General features: G+C 71.7%; 17 protein-coding genes. 6 read left to right on the top strand and 11 right to left on the bottom strand.

Annotation, left to right across the window (positions count from 1 at the left end):
- Positions 1-241 precede the first annotated feature (241 nt).
- Positions 242-898 (top strand): RNA polymerase sigma factor ShbA, encoded by a 657-nt coding sequence (shbA, locus tag ABFJ78_RS27505; protein ID WP_436389497.1) that lies wholly within the window; start codon positions 242-244, stop codon positions 896-898.
- Between the two features lie 43 nt (positions 899-941).
- On the opposite strand, the gene ABFJ78_RS27500 is transcribed toward shbA, so the two are convergent.
- The 3 genes from ABFJ78_RS27500 to ABFJ78_RS27490 are packed head-to-tail and all read right to left on the bottom strand — an operon-like array spanning position 942 to position 3,102.
- On the bottom strand, positions 942-1,793 hold the full coding sequence (locus ABFJ78_RS27500) for an amidohydrolase family protein (protein WP_436389496.1): 852 nt from the start codon (positions 1,791-1,793) through the stop codon (positions 942-944).
- Complete coding sequence (locus ABFJ78_RS27495) at positions 1,790-2,758, bottom strand: aldo/keto reductase (protein WP_436389495.1); 969 nt, start codon at positions 2,756-2,758, stop codon at positions 1,790-1,792. The genes ABFJ78_RS27500 and ABFJ78_RS27495 overlap by 4 nt, the downstream gene beginning before the upstream one ends.
- 5 nt (positions 2,759-2,763) lie before the next feature.
- Positions 2,764-3,102, bottom strand: a complete 339-nt coding sequence (locus ABFJ78_RS27490; RefSeq protein ID WP_372670518.1) for an L-rhamnose mutarotase — start codon at positions 3,100-3,102, stop codon at positions 2,764-2,766.
- A gap of 80 nt (positions 3,103-3,182) precedes the next feature.
- Between ABFJ78_RS27490 and ABFJ78_RS27485 the strand changes: the two genes are divergently transcribed.
- A complete protein-coding gene (locus tag ABFJ78_RS27485; RefSeq protein WP_436389494.1) occupies positions 3,183-3,914 on the top strand; it encodes a FadR/GntR family transcriptional regulator in 732 nt (243 codons plus the stop codon).
- A 28-nt stretch (positions 3,915-3,942) separates the two neighbouring features.
- Here ABFJ78_RS27485 and ABFJ78_RS27480 read toward each other — a convergent pair whose 3' ends face one another.
- From ABFJ78_RS27480 to ABFJ78_RS27455, 6 genes are read right to left on the bottom strand one after another with little or no spacing between them, the layout of a single operon-like run.
- The gene (locus ABFJ78_RS27480; RefSeq protein WP_372670517.1) at positions 3,943-4,956 is read right to left on the bottom strand and encodes an ABC transporter permease; all 1,014 of its coding nucleotides are present in this window, start codon (positions 4,954-4,956) and stop codon (positions 3,943-3,945) included.
- Positions 4,953-6,476 (bottom strand): sugar ABC transporter ATP-binding protein, encoded by a 1,524-nt coding sequence (locus ABFJ78_RS27475; protein ID WP_436389493.1) that lies wholly within the window; start codon positions 6,474-6,476, stop codon positions 4,953-4,955. The genes ABFJ78_RS27480 and ABFJ78_RS27475 overlap by 4 nt, the downstream gene beginning before the upstream one ends.
- Positions 6,473-7,504, bottom strand: coding sequence for a sugar ABC transporter substrate-binding protein (locus tag ABFJ78_RS27470; protein WP_436389705.1), 1,032 nt, complete (start codon positions 7,502-7,504; stop codon positions 6,473-6,475). Before ABFJ78_RS27470 ends, ABFJ78_RS27475 begins: the two co-directional genes overlap by 4 nt.
- Before the next feature lie 60 nt (positions 7,505-7,564).
- Positions 7,565-8,311, bottom strand: a complete 747-nt coding sequence (locus tag ABFJ78_RS27465) for an SDR family NAD(P)-dependent oxidoreductase (protein WP_436389492.1) — start codon at positions 8,309-8,311, stop codon at positions 7,565-7,567.
- Complete coding sequence (locus ABFJ78_RS27460; RefSeq protein WP_436389491.1) at positions 8,304-9,608, bottom strand: enolase C-terminal domain-like protein; 1,305 nt, start codon at positions 9,606-9,608, stop codon at positions 8,304-8,306. The genes ABFJ78_RS27465 and ABFJ78_RS27460 overlap by 8 nt, the downstream gene beginning before the upstream one ends.
- A gap of 2 nt (positions 9,609-9,610) precedes the next feature.
- Positions 9,611-10,462, bottom strand: coding sequence for a fumarylacetoacetate hydrolase family protein (locus ABFJ78_RS27455; RefSeq protein ID WP_436389490.1), 852 nt, complete (start codon positions 10,460-10,462; stop codon positions 9,611-9,613).
- 206 nt (positions 10,463-10,668) lie between these two features.
- Here ABFJ78_RS27455 and ABFJ78_RS27450 point away from each other — a divergent pair, with 206 nt between their 5' ends.
- Positions 10,669-11,874, top strand: a complete 1,206-nt coding sequence (locus ABFJ78_RS27450) for a multidrug effflux MFS transporter (protein ID WP_436389489.1) — start codon at positions 10,669-10,671, stop codon at positions 11,872-11,874.
- On the opposite strand, the gene ABFJ78_RS27445 is transcribed toward ABFJ78_RS27450, so the two are convergent.
- Positions 11,864-12,127, bottom strand: a complete 264-nt coding sequence (locus tag ABFJ78_RS27445) for a hypothetical protein (protein WP_436389488.1) — start codon at positions 12,125-12,127, stop codon at positions 11,864-11,866. The genes ABFJ78_RS27450 and ABFJ78_RS27445 overlap by 11 nt on opposite strands.
- On the opposite strand from ABFJ78_RS27445, the gene ABFJ78_RS27440 reads away from it, so the two are divergent.
- Positions 12,117-12,914, top strand: a complete 798-nt coding sequence (locus ABFJ78_RS27440) for a MerR family transcriptional regulator (RefSeq protein WP_436389487.1) — start codon at positions 12,117-12,119, stop codon at positions 12,912-12,914. The genes ABFJ78_RS27445 and ABFJ78_RS27440 overlap by 11 nt on opposite strands.
- Here ABFJ78_RS27440 and ABFJ78_RS27435 read toward each other — a convergent pair.
- Positions 12,883-14,106 carry an NAD(P)/FAD-dependent oxidoreductase gene (locus ABFJ78_RS27435; protein WP_436389486.1) on the bottom strand — a complete coding sequence of 408 codons (1,224 nt, stop codon included), beginning with the start codon at positions 14,104-14,106 and terminating at the stop codon, positions 12,883-12,885. The genes ABFJ78_RS27440 and ABFJ78_RS27435 overlap by 32 nt on opposite strands.
- A gap of 206 nt (positions 14,107-14,312) precedes the next feature.
- Between ABFJ78_RS27435 and ABFJ78_RS27430 the strand changes: the two genes are divergently transcribed.
- Positions 14,313-14,516 (top strand): hypothetical protein, encoded by a 204-nt coding sequence (locus tag ABFJ78_RS27430; protein WP_372670508.1) that lies wholly within the window; start codon positions 14,313-14,315, stop codon positions 14,514-14,516.
- 59 nt (positions 14,517-14,575) lie between these two features.
- The gene (locus tag ABFJ78_RS27425; protein WP_436389485.1) at positions 14,576-16,543 is read left to right on the top strand and encodes an SDR family oxidoreductase; all 1,968 of its coding nucleotides are present in this window, start codon (positions 14,576-14,578) and stop codon (positions 16,541-16,543) included.
- Positions 16,544-16,597: the final 54 nt, after the last annotated feature.

Genomic DNA, 16,597 nt, shown 5'->3' with positions numbered 1-16,597 from the left:
CACATCCTGAAACCGATTAATCGCAATGTGCACGGCTGGGTCGCGGGAACATCACGGTCACTGCTGCTAACGGGGTATTGGTCGTTGAAATCTGGACTGATGGCCCGAGAGGTGCTTACGATTACCGAGCGTCGCACAGAGCGCAGGTCAAGCGGGGGAGCCCGAGAAGATCTGCAATCGAATAGTCACGGAGAGTGGAACCCCCGGCAGCGACGGTCGAGGGTCGGCCGGGGAGACGACCATGACAGCACCGCCGAGGACCACCGAGCAATCCGCTTCCGACGTTCGCGATTATCGCACCCTGGAGTCATCTCCGAGGCCGAGCGGACGCCTGACGAAGGAGGACCTCGACCCTCTGGTGAAGGACGCCGGCGAGGGCAACCCCGCCGCCATCCACAACCTGCTCCAGATGATCGAGCCGGTCGTCGTGCGGTACTGCCGCGCGCGGATGGGCGGCCGCGACCTCTCCTACCTCTCGGCCGACGACGTCGCCCAGGAGGTCTGCCTCGCCGTCCTGAAGGCCCTTCCGGATTACCAGGACCGCGGCGGCTCCTTCCTCTACCTCGTCCACGCGATCGCGGCCAACAAGGTCGCCGACGCCTACCGGGCCGTCGCCCGCGACCGCTCCGAGCCCGTCCCCGAGCTCCCGGAGCGCCCGCTCCTCGCCGGCAACGAGCCCGAGTCCCACGCGCTGCACCTCGACCTCGGCGCCCGCCTCGGCCGGCTGCTCGCCTCGCTGCCGCGCGTCCAACAGGAGATCCTCACCCTGCGCATCGCCGTCGGCTTCTCCGCGCAGGAGACCGCCGAAGCGCTCGGCATCTCCGCCGGCAACGTCCGCGTGACGCAGCACCGCGCCCTGACCCGGCTGCGCGGCATGATCCGCGACGAAGAGTTCTGAGGCACCCCACCGGCCACCCCAGCGGCGGGCGGGGGAACCTCTTTTACCCCCTGGAAGAGGTTTCCCCGCCCGCATCCAAGCCGTACACGCGGCGCGCGTTGTGCTCGAACACGCCCAGCCGCTCGGCGTCCGACAGCGAGCCGGTCAGCGCGATCGCCGCGTCCAGGACCACCTCGTAGGACGCCGCCAGCTCGCAGACCGGCCAGTCCGAGCCGAACAGCAGGCGCGACGGGCCGAAGACGTCCAGCACGTGGTCGACGTACCGGCGCAGGTGCCCGACCTCCCAGCCCGTCCAGTCCGCCTCCGTGACCAGCCCGGAGAGCTTGCACACCACGTTCTCGCGCGCGGCCAGCGCCGCGACGCCCGACGCCCACGGCTCCCACTCCCCCGCCGCGATCGGCGGTTTCGCCGCGTGGTCCAGCACCAGCCGAAGCTGCGGCAGCCGTGCCGCCAGCGAAGCCGCCGCGGGCAGCTGCGCCGGGCGGACCAGCAGGTCGTACGCCAGGCCCGCCGCCGCCACCGCGTCCAGCCCGGCCAGCACCGAAGGGCGCAGCAGCCAGTCGTCGTCGGGCTCGTTCTCCACCTGGTGCCGGATCCCCACCAAGGGGCCGTCCAACGAAGCCAGCCGGTCCACGACGTCCGCGGCGGCCAGGTCCACCCAGCCGACGACGCCCGCGATGACCGGCTCCGCGGCCGCGATCGACAGGAACTCCGCGGTCTCTTCCGAAGACGACACCGTCTGGACCAGCACGGTCGCGTGCACGCCGGCCGCCTTGGTCACCGCGCGCAGGTCGTCCACCGTGTACGGACGGCGGATCGGGTCCAGGGCCGCCCCCGCCATCCACGGGTACTCGCGCCGCGCCGGGTCCCACAGGTGGTGGTGGGCGTCGATCATGAGACTCCTTCGGCGAGGACGACGTCGGCGCGCAGCAGGCCCGCGTCGACCAGGTCGGTCCACAGCTCGGGCGGCACGACGGCCCGCGTGCGCCGCGCGTTCACGCTGACCTGCGAAGGATCATGCGCGCCGACGACCACCGACGCCACCGCGGGATGTGCCATCGGCAGCGCCAACGCGGCTTCCGGCAGCTCGACGCCGTGCCTCGCGCAGATCGCGGCGATCTTCCCGGCCCGCTCGACCAGCTCCGCCGGGGCCTCCGCGTAGTCGTAGAAGCGGCCCGGCTCGGCCGTCGCCAGGATGCCGCCGTTGAACGCGCCGCCGGCGACGACGGAGACGCCGCGGTCGAGGCAGAGCGGCAGCAGCTCGTCGAGCGCCGGCTGGTCGAGCAGCGTGTAGCGCCCGGCCACCAGCAGCACGTCGAGATCGGTCCGGCGGACGAACTCGGCGAGCATCGGCGCCTGGTTCATCCCGGCGCCGAACGCGCCGATCACGCCCTGCTCGCGCAGTTCGCGCAACGCCGGGAACGCGCCGCGCAGAGCGTCCTCGAAGTGGTCGTCGGGGTCGTGGACGTAGACGATGTCGACGCGGTCGAGCCCGAGCCGCGTCAAGCTGTCCTCGAACGAGCGCAGGACGCCGTCGCGGCTGAAGTCCCAGCGTCGCTTGTACGCCGCCGGGACGGCGAAGCCCTGGTCGTCGACGGCACCGGCGCCGTCCGGGTTCGGCTCGAGCACGCGGCCGACCTTCGTGGACAGCACGTACTCGTCGCGGGGGAACGACCGCAGCGCCGCGCCGAGGCGGGCCTCGGAAAGGCCGAGTCCGTAGTGCGGTGCCGTGTCGAAGTACCGGAAGCCTTCGTCCCACGCGCGGCGGACGGTCGCGGCCGCCGTCTCGTCGCTGATCGCGTGGTAGAGGTTGCCCAGCTGCGCGCAGCCGAGCCCCAGCCGGGACAGGGAGAGTTCCAACGCCGTCACTCCTTTTCCGGCAGTTCCCAGACCAGCCCGATGCCGGTGTCGCCGCCGGAGTAGTCGTCTTCGACGGCCAGCAGCTCGGCCATCCGGGCCTGCCAGGGGACGTTCGCGGGGTGGTCCCGCAGGGCCGCCCGCATCGCCGCGTAGTCGTCGACTTCGACGACGTGGAAGAGGTCGAGACCGTTACGCCAGATCCGCCAGGTGCGCACCCCGGCTTCGCGCAGCGCGGTGTCCAGCTCAGGCGGGATCACGGCGTGGACGGACTCGTACTCGGCTTCCTTGCCCGGCTTGAGCCGGGTATGCAAAGCCACTCTTTGAGGTGCGGGCTGGTGGGTCATCACCACTCCTTGGCCGGGTCATGGCACGCTGGTGTCGAACACCGAAACATCCGAGGTCTGTTGCAGGGAGGGCGCACACGATGCCCGTCACCGATGTCGCGATCGACAAGATCAAGGACATGATCATCTCCGGCGAGCTGGCGCCGGGCGACCGGCTGCCGAAGGAGGCCGAGCTGGCCCAGCGGCTCGGGCTCTCGCGCAGCTCCCTGCGGGAGGCCGTCAAGGCGTTGTGCCTGATCAGGGTGCTCGACGTCCGGCAGGGCGACGGCACGTACGTCACCAGCCTGGAGCCGAACCTGCTGCTCGACGCGATGACGTTCGTCGTGGACTTCCACCGCGACGACACCGTGCTCGACTTCCTCGCCGTGCGGCGGATCCTCGAGCCGGCCGCGACCGCGCTGGCCGCGCTGCACATGAGCGACGACGACATCACCGAGCTGGGCCGGCTGCTCGGCGAGCTGGAGGACTCGCCGACCGTCGAGGCGCTGGTCGCCAACGACCTGCAGTTCCACCGCAAGATCGCCGACGGCTCCGGCAACCCGGTGCTGTGCTCGCTGCTCGACAGCCTCTCCGGACCGACCGCCCGCGCCCGCATCTGGCGCGGCCTCACCCAGGAGGGCGCGGTCGCGAAGACGCGCGAACAGCACACGGCGATCTACGAGGCCATCGCGGCGCGCGAGCCGGAGCTGGCGCGTTCGTGGGCGACCGTGCACGTCGCGGGCGTCGAGCAGTGGCTGCGCAACGCCCTGGGCACCGCGGACGACCCGACAGTGCCCGATTCGGACGCCGAGCCGGCCGCGGAAGCTTCCTGACAGTGATCCGATGATCACAGGCTGACCATCAGGTCTGGGGCTTTCCGCCCGCGTACCGGGCGATGATCAGCGCGACCAGGATGATGGCGCCGTAGATCGCGCCCTGCCACTCCGCCGTCACGTGCGCGTAGTTGAGCAGGCTCGACACCGACGACAGCAGCAGGACGCCGGTCAGCGCGCCGACCAGGGTGCCCTTGCCGCCGTCGAGCGAGACGCCGCCGATCACCGCCGCCGCGAACACCTGCAGGATCATGCCCGACCCCTGGTTCGCGCCCAAAGCGCCGACGTAGCCTGTGTACGCGAGGCCGCCGATCGCGGCGAGGATCCCGGCGACGACGAACACCGCCCACGCGATCCGGTCGACGCGCACCCCGGCCGCCCGCGCGGCTTCGCGGTTGCCGCCGATCGCGTACAGCGCGCGGCCGACGCGGTGGTAGCGCAGCACCCAGCCGGCCACCGCGAACAGCAGCGCCGCCAGCCACACCGACATCGGCAGCCCGGCGAACGTCGTCGTCGCCAGGTTCGTGAACGAGTCCGGCAGGTTGAACAGCGTCTTGCCCTTGGTCGACCCGACCTGGACACCGCGCAACACGGTCAGCATGGCGAGCGTGACGATGAAGGCGTTCAGCTTCAGCTTCACGATCAGGAAGCCGTTGACGAACCCGACCAGCGCCCCGCACAGCGGGATCACCAGCAGCCCGATCGCGGCCGGCAGCTCGACGCCGAAGCCGGCCGACGCCGCCGGGATCACGACCATCGCGCCCAGCGCGGGCGCCAGGCCCATCGTCGATTCCAGCGACAGGTCGAACTTCCCGGTGATCAGCACCAGCGATTCGCCCAGCACGACCAGCGACAGTGCCGCCGACGCGGTCAGGATGCTGACGATGTTGCTCCAGCCGACGAACGTGTCGTCGACCAGGCCGCCGATGACGAACACCACGACCAGCGCGGGCAGCAGCGCGAGTTCACGCAGCCAGACGGCTTTGCGACGCCGCGGTGGGGCGGGCAGCTCCGTCTGCGGAGAGGTCATCACGTCGGTCACGAAAGCTCGACTCCTTCGATGTCGGCCACGAGGTCGCCGTCGGACCACCCGGCCTGGTGTTCGGCCACCACGGCTCCGGCGCGCAGCACCAGGACCCGGTCGCTCAGGCGCAGGTCGTCCAGCTCGTCGCTGACGATCAGCACCGCCTTGCCCTCGGCGCGCACCCGGTCGACGACCGCGAGCAGCGCCTCCTTCGACTTCACGTCCACCCCGGCCGTCGGGTTGATCAGCACCACGACCCGCGGGTCGCCGATCAGGGCCCGCGCCAGCACGACTTTCTGCTGGTTGCCGCCCGACAGGTCGGACACCGGCTGCTCGGCGCTCGCGGCCACGATGTCGTAGTCCCGCAAAGCTTGCGACGCTCTCGCGAACCGCGTGCGCGGCGACGCGATCCCGCCGCGGCCCAGCTTGTCCAGAATGGACAGCGTGGCGTTGTCGGCGATCGAGTGGTCCAGGACCAGGCCTTCGTGGTGCCGGTCGCGTGGGACGCACCCGATGCCCGCCCGGAGCGCCGCCGGGATGTCGCCCGGCCGCAGCGGTGAGCCGTCCACGCGGATCGTCCCGGCGGACGGCGTCCGCAGGCCGTAGACCGTCTCGGCGACCTGGTGCTTGCCGCTGGCGTTGCTGCCCGCGAGCCCGACGACTTCGCCGCGGCGCAGCCGGAAGGAGACGTCGCGGAAGCCGTCGCCGGAGAGCCCGTCGACGCTGAGGATCTCCGCGGCGTCCGCTTCGAGGGACTCCCGGGACGCGGCGTCGCGGACGGACAGGCCGCCGGGCTCGCCGGTCATCGCGTCGACCAGCTGGGCCTTGCCGACCTCGGCGACCGGCGCGGTGAGCACGTGCTTCGCGTCGCGCAGCACCGTCACCGCCTGGCAGACCTCGTAGACCTCGTGCAGGTGGTGCGAGATGAACAGGAACGTCACCCCGCCCGCCTGCATCTGGCGCATCCGCTCGAAGAGCCGCTCGATGGCCTGGCTGTCCAGCTGCGCGGTCGGCTCGTCGAGGACGATGAACCGGGCGCCGTAGGACAGCGCGCGGGCGATCTCGACGAACTGCCGGTCCTCGACCGACAGCTCGCCGGCCGGGGTGTCGACGTCGACGTGGACGTCCCACGAGTCGAGCAGCTCGCGGGCCTTGCGCCGCAACGACTTCCAGCCGATCGAGAACCCGCCGCCCGCCTGCCGGTTGAGGAACAGGTTCTCGGCGACGGTGAGCTGCGGGACGACCATCGCGTGCTGGTACACGCAGGCGACGCGCGCCTTCCAGTCGTCCTGTTTGGACAGTGGCGGGGCCGGCTCGCCGCCGAACTCGACGTGCCCGGTGTCCGTGGCGGACAGGCCGGTGAGGATGGAGACGAGCGTCGACTTGCCGGCCCCGTTGCGCCCGACGAGCGCGTGCGACTCGCCGGGGCGCACGGTGAGACTGACGTCGTGGAGCGCCACGGTGGGGCCGTAGCGCTTCCCGACTCCTACGGCGCTGACCACCGGGACGGCGGATTCGCCGGCGGGCAGCGCGGTCACAGGTTGTTCCCCCAGAGGGCCTTGTCGTCCACGTTGGCCTTGGTGATGACGGGCGCGGGCAGCTGGTCCTCGAGGATGCCGGGGCTGATCTCGACGATGGTGCTGTCGTGGTCGGTCGGGCCCGGCTTGAACGTCTCGCCCGCCATGGCCTTCTTCAGCCAGTACAGGCCGTACTTCGCGTACGCGTCGGCCGGCTGGGACACGGTGGCGTCCAGTTCGCCGGCGCGGATCGCGGCCAGCTCCTGGGGGATGCCGTCGTTGGACACGAGCACGATGTGCTTCGGGTCGCCGACCGGGAAGAACAGGTTCTTGCGCTTGAGCGCCTGCTCGGTCGGGGCCAGGTAGACGCCGCCGGCCTGCATGTAGACGCCCTTGATGTCCGGGTTGGCGGTCAGCATGCTGTCCAGGCCGGAGGACGCCTTGTCGGCCTTCCACTCGGCCGGGATCTCCAGCACCTGGACGCCGGGGTACTTGGCCTTCATGCAGTCGCGGAAGGCTTCCGAGCGGTCGCGGCCGTTGACCGAGGCGAGGTCGCCCATGATCTGCACGACCTTGCCGGACTTGACCTTCTCGCCGATCGCTTCGCAGGCCTTGGTGCCGTAGGCCTTGTTGTCGGCCCGCACGACCATGGCGACCTTGCCGCTCTCGGGGGCGACGTCGACGGCGACGACCGGCACGCCCTTGTTCTCGGCCTGCTTGAGCCCGGCGACGATCGCGGCCGAGTCCAGCGGCGTCACGACCAGGCCCTTGACGCCCTGGTTGAGGAAGGTGCCGATGTCGGTGATCAGCTTCGCGGGGTCGCTGTCGGCGTTGACCGTCGGGAGGACGTCGACGCCCTCTTCCTGGGCCATCTTCGGCACGTAGTTGTTGTAGGCCTGCCAGAACGGCGAGGTCAGCAGGGGCAGCGTCGCCCCGACCTTGCCGCCGGCGCCGCCGCCCGCCGCGGGCGCCGACGCGTTGTCCTTGGTGGACCCGCACGCGGCCAGGACCAGGCCGCAGACGGCGGCCGTGGCGGCCACCTTGATCACCCTGTTTTGAACCAACACAGCGCGCACCGCATCCTCCTTGATGACAGCGGAAATCAAGTCTTACCGGGGTTGGACCGGGCCGCGCGGGCGCAGGCCGTACATGCCGCCGTCCACCGCGAGCGCGGTGCCGGTGGTCGAAGCGGAGAGGGGACTCGCGAGGTAGACGATCGCGTTCGCGACCTCCTCGGCGGTGACCAGCCGGCCCATGGGCTGGCGGGCCGCGAGGGCCGCGCGTTCGGCCGCGGGGTCGGCGGCGGCGTCGAGCAGCCGGCCCACCCACGGGGTGTCCGCCGTGCCCGGGCACACGCAGTTGACGCGGACGCGGTCGGGCAGGTGGTCGGTCGCCATCGCCAGGGTCAGCGAGAGCACCGCGCCCTTGGTGGAGGAGTAGAGCGCGCGGTTGGGCAGGCCGGCCCACGCCGCGATGGAGCAGGTGTTGACGATCGCCGCGGACGGCGAGTTCTTGAGGTGCGGCAAGGCGGCGCGGGCGAGCCGGACCATGCCGACGACGTTGACGTCGAACACGCGGTGCCACTCGTCGTCGTCGTTGGCCGTGACGTCGCCCTGCGCGCCGATCCCGGCGTTGTTGACGAGGATGTCGAGGCGCCCGAAGCGGTCCACGACGGCGTCGATCGCGCTCCGCACCTCGTCATCCGAGGAAACGTCGCAGCGGAAGCCGTCGTCGTCCGGCTTCAGGTCCAGCACCGCCACCCGCGCACCGCGCTCGGTGAGCAGGTTCGCCACCGCCTTGCCGATGCCCGAGGCGCCTCCGGTGACGGCGGCCACCAGGCCCTCGAATTCACTCACTTGCGGTCTCCGTCCACTCGGGACCGTCCGGGAAGCGGAACCGGCGCAGCGTCGCGTCGTGCATGCGCGCGGAGAACCCGGGGGCGGTCGGGGCGAGGTACCGGCCGCGCTCGACGACGGCCGGGTCGGTGAAGTGCTCGTGCAGGTGGTCGACCCACTCGATCGAGCGGTCCGCGTCGGTGCCGGACACCGCCACGAAGTCGAACATCGACAGGTGCCGGACGAGCTCGCAGAGCCCGACGCCGCCCGCGTGCGGGCACACCGGGACGCCGAACTTGGCGGCCAGCAGCAGGATCGCGAGGTTCTCGTTGAACCCGCCGACGCGGGCGGCGTCCAGCTGCAGCACGGAGATCGCGTCCGCCTGCAGCAGCTGCTTGAAGATCACGCGGTTCTGGACGTGCTCACCGGTCGCGACGCGGATGGGCGCAAGCGCTTTCGCGATGGCCGCGTGGCCGAGGACGTCGTCCGGGGACGTCGGTTCCTCGATCCAGTACGGGTCGTACGGCGCCAGCGCGGTCATCCACGTGACGGCGGCGGAGACATCCCAGCGCTGGTTGGCGTCCACGGCGATCCGGACGTCCGGGCCGACCGTCTCGCGGGCGAGTTTCATGCGGCGGACGTCGTCCTCGAGGTTGCCGCCGACCTTCAGCTTGATCATCTCGAAGCCGTCCGCGACCGCTTGTTCGGCGAGCCGCACGAGCTTCGCGTCGGCGTACCCGAGCCAGCCGGGAGACGTGCTGTAGGCGCGATAGCCGTGCGCTTCGAGCTGCTTCGCGCGCTCGGCTCGGCCGGGTTCCGCGCGCCGCAGGATCTCCAGGGCTTCGGCCTCGGTGAGCGCGTCGGACAGGTACCGGAAGTCGACCAGGGACACCAGTTCTTCGGGGGTCATCCGCGCGGCGAACTGCCAGACCGGCAGGTTCGCGCGGCGGGCGGCGAGGTCCCACGCTGCGTTGACGATCGCGCCGACGGCCATGTGCGCGACGCCCTTTTCCGGGCCCAGCCAGCGGAACTGTGAGTCGCCGACGAGCGTGCGGGACAGGTCGCCGAGCGCGGCCGCGTCCTCCGGGACGTCCCGGCCGACGACGTGCGGGGCGAGCGCGCGGATCGCGGCGGCCTGGACGTCGTTGCCGCGGCCGATGGTGAACGCGAGGCCGTAGCCGTCGGGGCCGCCGTCGGTGTGCAGCACGACGTACGCGGCCGAGTAATCCGGGTCGGGGTTCATCGCGTCCGAGCCGTCGAGCTCCTTCGACGTCGGGAAGCGGACGTCGAGGACCTCCATGCCGATGATCTTCGCCATGGTCAGGCCTGCCTCGCGACCTGGCGCTGCCGGCCGAGCCCGTCGATCTCGAGCTCGATGACGTCGCCGTCGCGCAGGTACGGCTTCGGGTCGGGCTGCCCGAGCGCGACGCCTTCGGGCGTGCCGGTGTTGATCAGGTCGCCGGGCCGCAGCACCATCACCTGGCTGAGGTGGTGCACGATCTCGGCGACGCTGAAGATCATGTCCTTGGTGGACGAGTCCTGCTTCTTCTCGCCGTTGATCCACAGCCGCAGGCCGAGGTCCTGCGGATCGGGCACCTCGCTCGCCGGGACGAGCGCCGGGCCGAGCGGGTTGAAGTTCTCGCACGACTTGCCCTTGTCCCACTGGGCGGTGCGGAACTGCAGCGCGCGTTCGGAGACGTCGTTCGAGACGACGTAACCGGCGACGTGGTCGAGGGCCTCCTCGACGCTGTCGAGGTAGCGGGCGGTCTTGCCGACGACGACGCCGAGCTCGACCTCCCAGTCGGTGCTCGTGGAGCCGCGCGGGATGAGGACGTCGTCGCCGGGGCCGACCACGACGTCCGGCGCCTTCATGAAGACGACCGGCTCGGTGGGCGGCGTCGCGCCGGTTTCCTCGGCGTGGCGGCGGTAGTTCATGCCGATGCAGACGACCTTGCCGGGCTGGGCGATCGGCGAGCCGACGCGCAGTCCCTCGACGTCCGCCGGCGGCAGCTCCCCGGCGGCGAGCGCGGCGGCCAGGCGGGCGACGCCGTCCGCGGCGAGGAAACCGCCGTCGATGTCGGCGGTCAGCCCGCCCAGCTCGTAGGTCGTGCCGTCGTCGGCACGCACGAACGGACGCTCACTTCCCGGCTCCCCGAGACGCACAAGCTGCACGGATTTTCCCTTCACCCACCCGACCAGACATCCGATGTATATCGCAGCCGGTTCGCTCGATCCAGAGCTGACGCCCAAACGGTCGGAAAATTGATCGGATCAGTACCGGTTCAGTGCTCAGATGAGCACTGCGTGTCACCGATCACAGCCCGGAATAGCGCAGGCCACCCGCGTCGCTGGTCGGAGTCGAGACCGACAGGAGGCACATGACCACCGCGGCGAAACTTACCGCGCCGAGCAGGCGGTCGCAGCTGAAGTTCGTCCTCGTCCTGGGCGGGCTTTCGGCGTTCGGGCCGCTGTCGATCGACATGTACCTGCCCGCGCTGCCGCGGATGGCGGCCGACCTGCACGCGGCGGACACGACGGTCCAGCTGACGCTCAGCGCGTTCATCGCCGGCCTGGCGCTGGGGCAGCTGGTGGTCGGCCCGCTGTCGGACTCCCTCGGCCGCCGTCGCCCGCTGCTGGCGGGGCTGATGCTGTACGTCGTGGGGTCGGTGCTGTGCGCGGTGAGCCCGGACGCGTGGCTGCTGGTCGCGGCGCGGCTCGTGCAGGCCGTCGGCGCGGCGGCCGGCATCGTGATCGCCCGCGCCACCGTGCGCGACCTGTTCTCCGGCACCGCGATGACGAAGTTCTTCTCGACGCTGATGCTGGTCAGCGGGCTGGCCCCGATCCTGGCGCCGCTGCTCGGCGGGCAGCTGCTGAACTGGACGTCGTGGCGCGGGGTGTTCGTGGTGCTGACGGCGTTCGGGGCGCTGCTGCTGGCCGTGGTGGCGTTCTCCCTGCCCGAGCCGTCGGTTTCGCGGTCTCCCGCGCGGCTCGGCCAGGTGATGCGGACCTACGGGCGGCTGGCGCTGGACCGGTCGTTCGCGGGATACGCGCTGGCGTCCGGGCTGCTGTTCGCGGCGATGTTCGCCTACATATCCGGGTCGTCCTTCGCGCTGCAGGGCGTGTACGGGCTCAGCCCGCAGGCGTACAGCGTGGTGTTCGGGGCCAACGGCGTCGGCATCGTGCTGGCGGGCCAGCTCAACGGGCGGCTCGTGGGGCGGGTGCCCGAACGCGTCTTGCTGCTGTCCGGGCTGCTGCTGGGCGTTCTCGGCGGGGCCCTCGTTTTGGTGTCCGCGTTGTCCCGGGCTCCCCTGGCTTTCCTCCTGGTGTCGTTGTTCCTGCTGGTGTCGAGCATCGGGCTGGTCATGCCGAACGCGAGTTCGCTGGCGCTGGCGTCCCACGCGCGGTCGGCGGGGGCGGCGTCGGCGTTGCTGGGCGTGCTGCAGTTCGTCGTGGGCGCGGTGGCGACGCCGCTGGTCGGGCTCGGCGGGCCGGGGACGGCCGTGCCGATGGCCGCGACCATGGCGGGGTTCGCGCTGCTGGCCCTGCTGGCCTACCTGACCCTGACGCGCGAAGTCACTTCCTGAGCAGGCGCTCCAGCTCCTCGCCGGCCGGGTCGTGGCCGGCGTCGGCGATCCGCTGCAGCTCCAGGAGGTCGCCCGCGGCGACCGCGCGGCGGGTCAGCAGCGCGCCGGCGTGGTCGCAGCCTTCGTCCAGCAGCTCGCTCAGCCCTTCGACGTCGCCGCGGGCGTCGGCCAGGTCGGCGAGCCGGTCGAGGGCCGTTTCGTTGCCCTCGTCGGCCAGCGCGCGCAGGGTGTCGTAGTCCGCCATGCCGGTCATCCTGCAACCTTGCCCCTGGGGCAAGGTCAAGTGCGACGATGGCGGGGTGCTCACCATCGGGCAGCTCGCCGGGTACGTCGGGGTGACGGCCAAGACGATCCGCGTCTACCACGCCAAGGGGCTCCTCCCGGAGCCGCCGCGCGACGCGTCCGGCTACCGCCGCTACAGCGCGGCCGACGCCGTCGAGCTGATCAAGATCCGCACGCTGGCCGAGGCCGGCGTTCCGCTGGCGCGGATCCGCGAACTCCGCGGCGGCGGCCTGCTTCCGGCGCTCAAGCAGATCGACGACGACCTCGCCGCCCGGATCCGCGGCCTGCGGGACACCCGGGCCCGGCTGCGGCAGCTCGCCGACGGCCGGCTGTCCGCGTTGCCGGCCGACGTCGTGGACCACCTCGCCGAGCTGCCCGCTCTCGGGTTCAGCGAACGCTGGGTCGCGCTGCAGAACGACCTGTGGCTCCTGGTGTTCGCGACCCACCCGGAGACGGCGCGCGCGAACTTCCGGGACCAGTCGGCGATGCTGACCGATCCAGCACTGCTCGAGCTGGTCCTCGAGTACGACCGGGTGCACGACCTCGACCCGCACGACCCGCGCGTCGACGCGCTGGCCGAGCGGCTCGTCTCGGCGACCCGGGCGCGCTACGGCGCCGAACTGCCTTCGTACGAACGAGGTTCCGCGATCCCGGCACTGGTGCAGGGCGCGGTCAACGCGTCGTCGCCCGCGTGGCGACGGCTCGACGCGCTGATGCGCGAACGCCTCAGCCGAGCGACGCCAGATCGGCCGTCTTGAGCTGTTCCGCCGTCACCTTCGCGCGGCCGTCGACCAAGGCGCCCAAGGCATCCCCGTCGTCCCACATGTTCACGTTCATCGCCGCCGCGACTTCGCCGTCGCGCAGCCAGAACGCCGTGAACTCGCGGGACGCCAGGTCGCCGCGGACGACCAGCTCGTCCGACGCCGGGTCCGCGAGACCGCGGTACTCGCACCCCAGGTCGTACTGGTCGGTGAAGAAGTACGGCGACCCGAGGAACGGCTCGTTCTCCCCCAGCAGGTTCTGCGCCACGTGCGTCCCCTGGTCCTTCGCGTTCGCCCAGTGCTCGACGCGGATGCGGCGCCCGTAGCGCGGGTGGAAGTGCGCCGCGATGTCGCCCACCGCGTACACGTCCGGGGCCGCCGTGCGCAGGCCCGCGTCCACGCACACCCCGCCGTCGTCGGACAGTTCCAGGCCCGCCGCGTGGGCCAGCTCGACCCGGGGTGCCGCGCCGACCGCGATCAGGACCACGTCCGCCGTGAGCTCCTCGCCGCTGCCGAGCCGGACCCCGCGGACGCCGTCCGGGCCGCCGGTGATCTCCGCGACCTGCTCACCGAGCCGGTAGTGCACGCCCTTCTCCAGGTGCAGGTCGCGGAACACCCCGCCGACCGTCTCGCCGACGACGTTCGCCAGCGGGACCGGTACCGGGTCCACGACCGTCACGTCCGCGTTGTGCGTCCGGGCCGCCGCCGCGGCCTCCGAGCCGATCCAGCCGGCGCCGACGATCACCACGCGCTCCGCTTCGGCGAACGCCGAACGCAGCTTGAGCGAGTCGTCGAGGCTGCGCAGCGTGTACAGCCCCGGCAGGTCGCCGCCCGGGACCGGGAGCGAACGCGGCCGCGAGCCGGTCGCCAGGACCAGGCGGTCGTAGCGGTGCTCGCCGCCCGCGTCGTCCAGCACCAGGCGGGCGCCCAGCTCGATCCGGGTCGCCGTGACGCCGGGGGTGAACCGGATGTCCTTCTCCGCGTAGAACTTCTCTTCGTGCACCCAGTCGGGTTCGTCGCCGTTGCCGAGCAGGACGCCCTTCGACAGCGCCGGCAGCTCGTACGGCCGATGCGGGTCCGACCCCATCAGCAGGACTTCGCCGGAGTAACCGCGTTCGCGCAACGCGGCCGCGGCGGACGCCCCGCCCAGGCCCGCACCGACGATGACGATCTTCCGCGGCTCCGACATCAGTGACCTCCCACGTCGACGAGACGGTGCGGACGGTACTCCCGAACGGGCGTCGCCACGACCGGGGGATACGCCGGAAATCCGCGAAGCGCAAGAGAAAACCCGCGAGTAGGCAGATCGGGTGAACCGGCGTCATAGCGCCTCCGCGCCGCGCTCCCCTCTTCGCACGGAGCACGACCACCAGGAGAAAACGGAGGGCGGCGACCATGAGTCGGGGCGAATGGTCGGTCGGCTGCCGGGATCTGGCCGGCAGGCGCAGGGACGTGACGGTGTTCGTCAGCAACGACAAGGTGGTGCTGGTCGCGCCGCCGGGTGAAGCGGCCGTTCTGGGCCCGCTCGACGTCGGACGGCTGCGCGCCGCCCTGCGTGACGCCGTCGTGGCGACTGCCGACGACCAGCTGGAAACCTGACAACTACCGTTCCTACTTTCCAGTAGGTTAGAGTCGGCTCCCTACCGAAGGGACCGGCCATGACGACCTACTTCGTGACGGGCGCGACGGGCTTCATCGGGAAACGCCTGGTGGCCCGCCTGCTGCGGCGGCCGGAGACGTCCGCCGTGTACGCCTTGGTCCGCGAGACCTCCCGCGAGCGCCTGACCGCCTTGGCCGCGGCCTGGCCCGGCGCGGAGAAGCTGCACCCGGTGGTCGGCGACCTCGCCGAACCGCGGCTCGGCACCGATGCCGCGGAGCTGCCGCACCTCGACCACGTCGTCCACCTCGGCGCGATCTACGACCTGACCGCGGACGAGGAGGCCAACCGGCGCGCCAACGTCGACGGCACCCGGCACCTGCTCGCCTTCGCCGCCGCGGCCGGGGCGGGTCTGGTGCACCACGTGTCCTCGATCGCCGTCGCGGGCGACCACGCCGGGCGGTTCACCGAGGACGACTTCGACCTCGGGCAGCACTTCCCTTCGCCATACCACGCGACGAAGTTCCAGGCCGAGAAGCTCGTCCGCGAGCAGTCGCTGCCGTTCCGCGTCTACCGGCCCTCGGCCGTCGTCGGCGACTCGCGCACCGGCGAGATGGACAAGGTCGACGGCCCGTACTTCTTCCTGCCCGCCATCTCGCGGCTGGCGGCGCTGCCCGCGCGGCTGCCGCTGGCCGCCCCCGACCTCGGCGCGACGAACCTGGTGCCGGTCGACTACGTCGTCGAAGCTCTTGCGTTCCTGATGCACCGGGACGCGCCGTCCGGGGCCACCTACCACCTCGCCGCCGCGCGGCCGCAGTCGCTCAACTCCGTCTACAACGCCTTCGCGCGCGCCGCCGGCGGACCGAGGGTCCGGGCCGAACTGCCCGGTGTGGTGCGGCGCGTGGGCACCCGGCTCGCGCACGCGGCGGCGAACGGCGTCGACCGCGTGCCCGGGGGCCGGGCCACCCGCGCCGCCGTCCTGGACGAGCTCGGCGTCCCCCTGGACGTGCTGCCGCACCTCAGCATGGACGTCGTCTTCGACACCGCACGGACGACGACCGCGTTGTTCGGCAGCGGGATCGAGCTGCCGGAGCTGCGGGACTACGCCGCGCCGCTCTACCGGTACTGGCAGGCCCACCTCGACCCCGACCGCGCCCGGCGCCGGCACGGCCTCGCCGGCCGGACGGTGCTGATCACCGGCGCGTCGTCCGGGATCGGCCGGGCGTCGGCGCTCGCCGTGGCGCGCAAGGGCGCGAAGGTGATCCTCGTGGCGCGACGGGAGTCCGAGCTGGCCGAGGTCCGGGACGAGATCACCGCGGCCGGCGGCGTGGCGGCCGCGTACCCGTGCGACCTCACCGACGGCGACGCCGTCGACGCGCTGGTCAAGGACGTCCTCGGCGAGCACGGCGCGGTCGACATGCTGGTGAACAACGCCGGCCGGTCGATCCGGCGCTCGGTCGCGCTGTCCACCGAACGGTTCCACGACTTCGAGCGCACGATGGCCATCAACTACTTCGGGCCGGTGCGGCTGATCCTCGGGTTCCTGCCGTCGATGGCACGGCGGCGGTTCGGCCACGTCGTCAACGTGACGACCCAGGGCCTGCAGACCGACACCCCGCGCTTTTCGGCGTACCTGGCGTCGAAGGCGGCGCTGGAGGAGTTCGGGCTGACGGCCGGGCGCGAGACGCTGTCGGACGGCATCACGTTCACCTCGGTGCGGATGCCGCTGGTGCGGACGCCGATGATCGCGCCGACCGGCTACCGCGGCATCCCGTCGAGCAGCCCGGAGCGCGCGGCCGCGCTCGTCGTGAAGGCCCTGGAAGAGCGGCCGGAGATCCTGAGCCTGCCCGAGGGCCGGGCCGCCGAGCTGGCGACGCTGACCGCGCCGCGGGTGGCGCGGTTCGCCGCGCACCTCGCGTACTCGGCGATGCGGGAGTCCGCGCCGGAGGCCCGCGGCCTGCCCCGCCGGCCCGCGCCGGCGGCGGTCGCGGCGGCGATCACCCGCCTGATCTGGCGCCGTCGTGCCTGATTGCCGCGAATTCCGCCGAAACCCTGGCTCCGAGGACGACGGTACTTCTACCCT

This window comes from Amycolatopsis sp. MEPSY49 (assembly GCF_051337345.1).
In the GTDB taxonomy this organism is placed as follows: domain Bacteria; phylum Actinomycetota; class Actinomycetes; order Mycobacteriales; family Pseudonocardiaceae; genus Amycolatopsis.
This window is presented reverse-complemented; position numbering and strand designations above follow the sequence as displayed.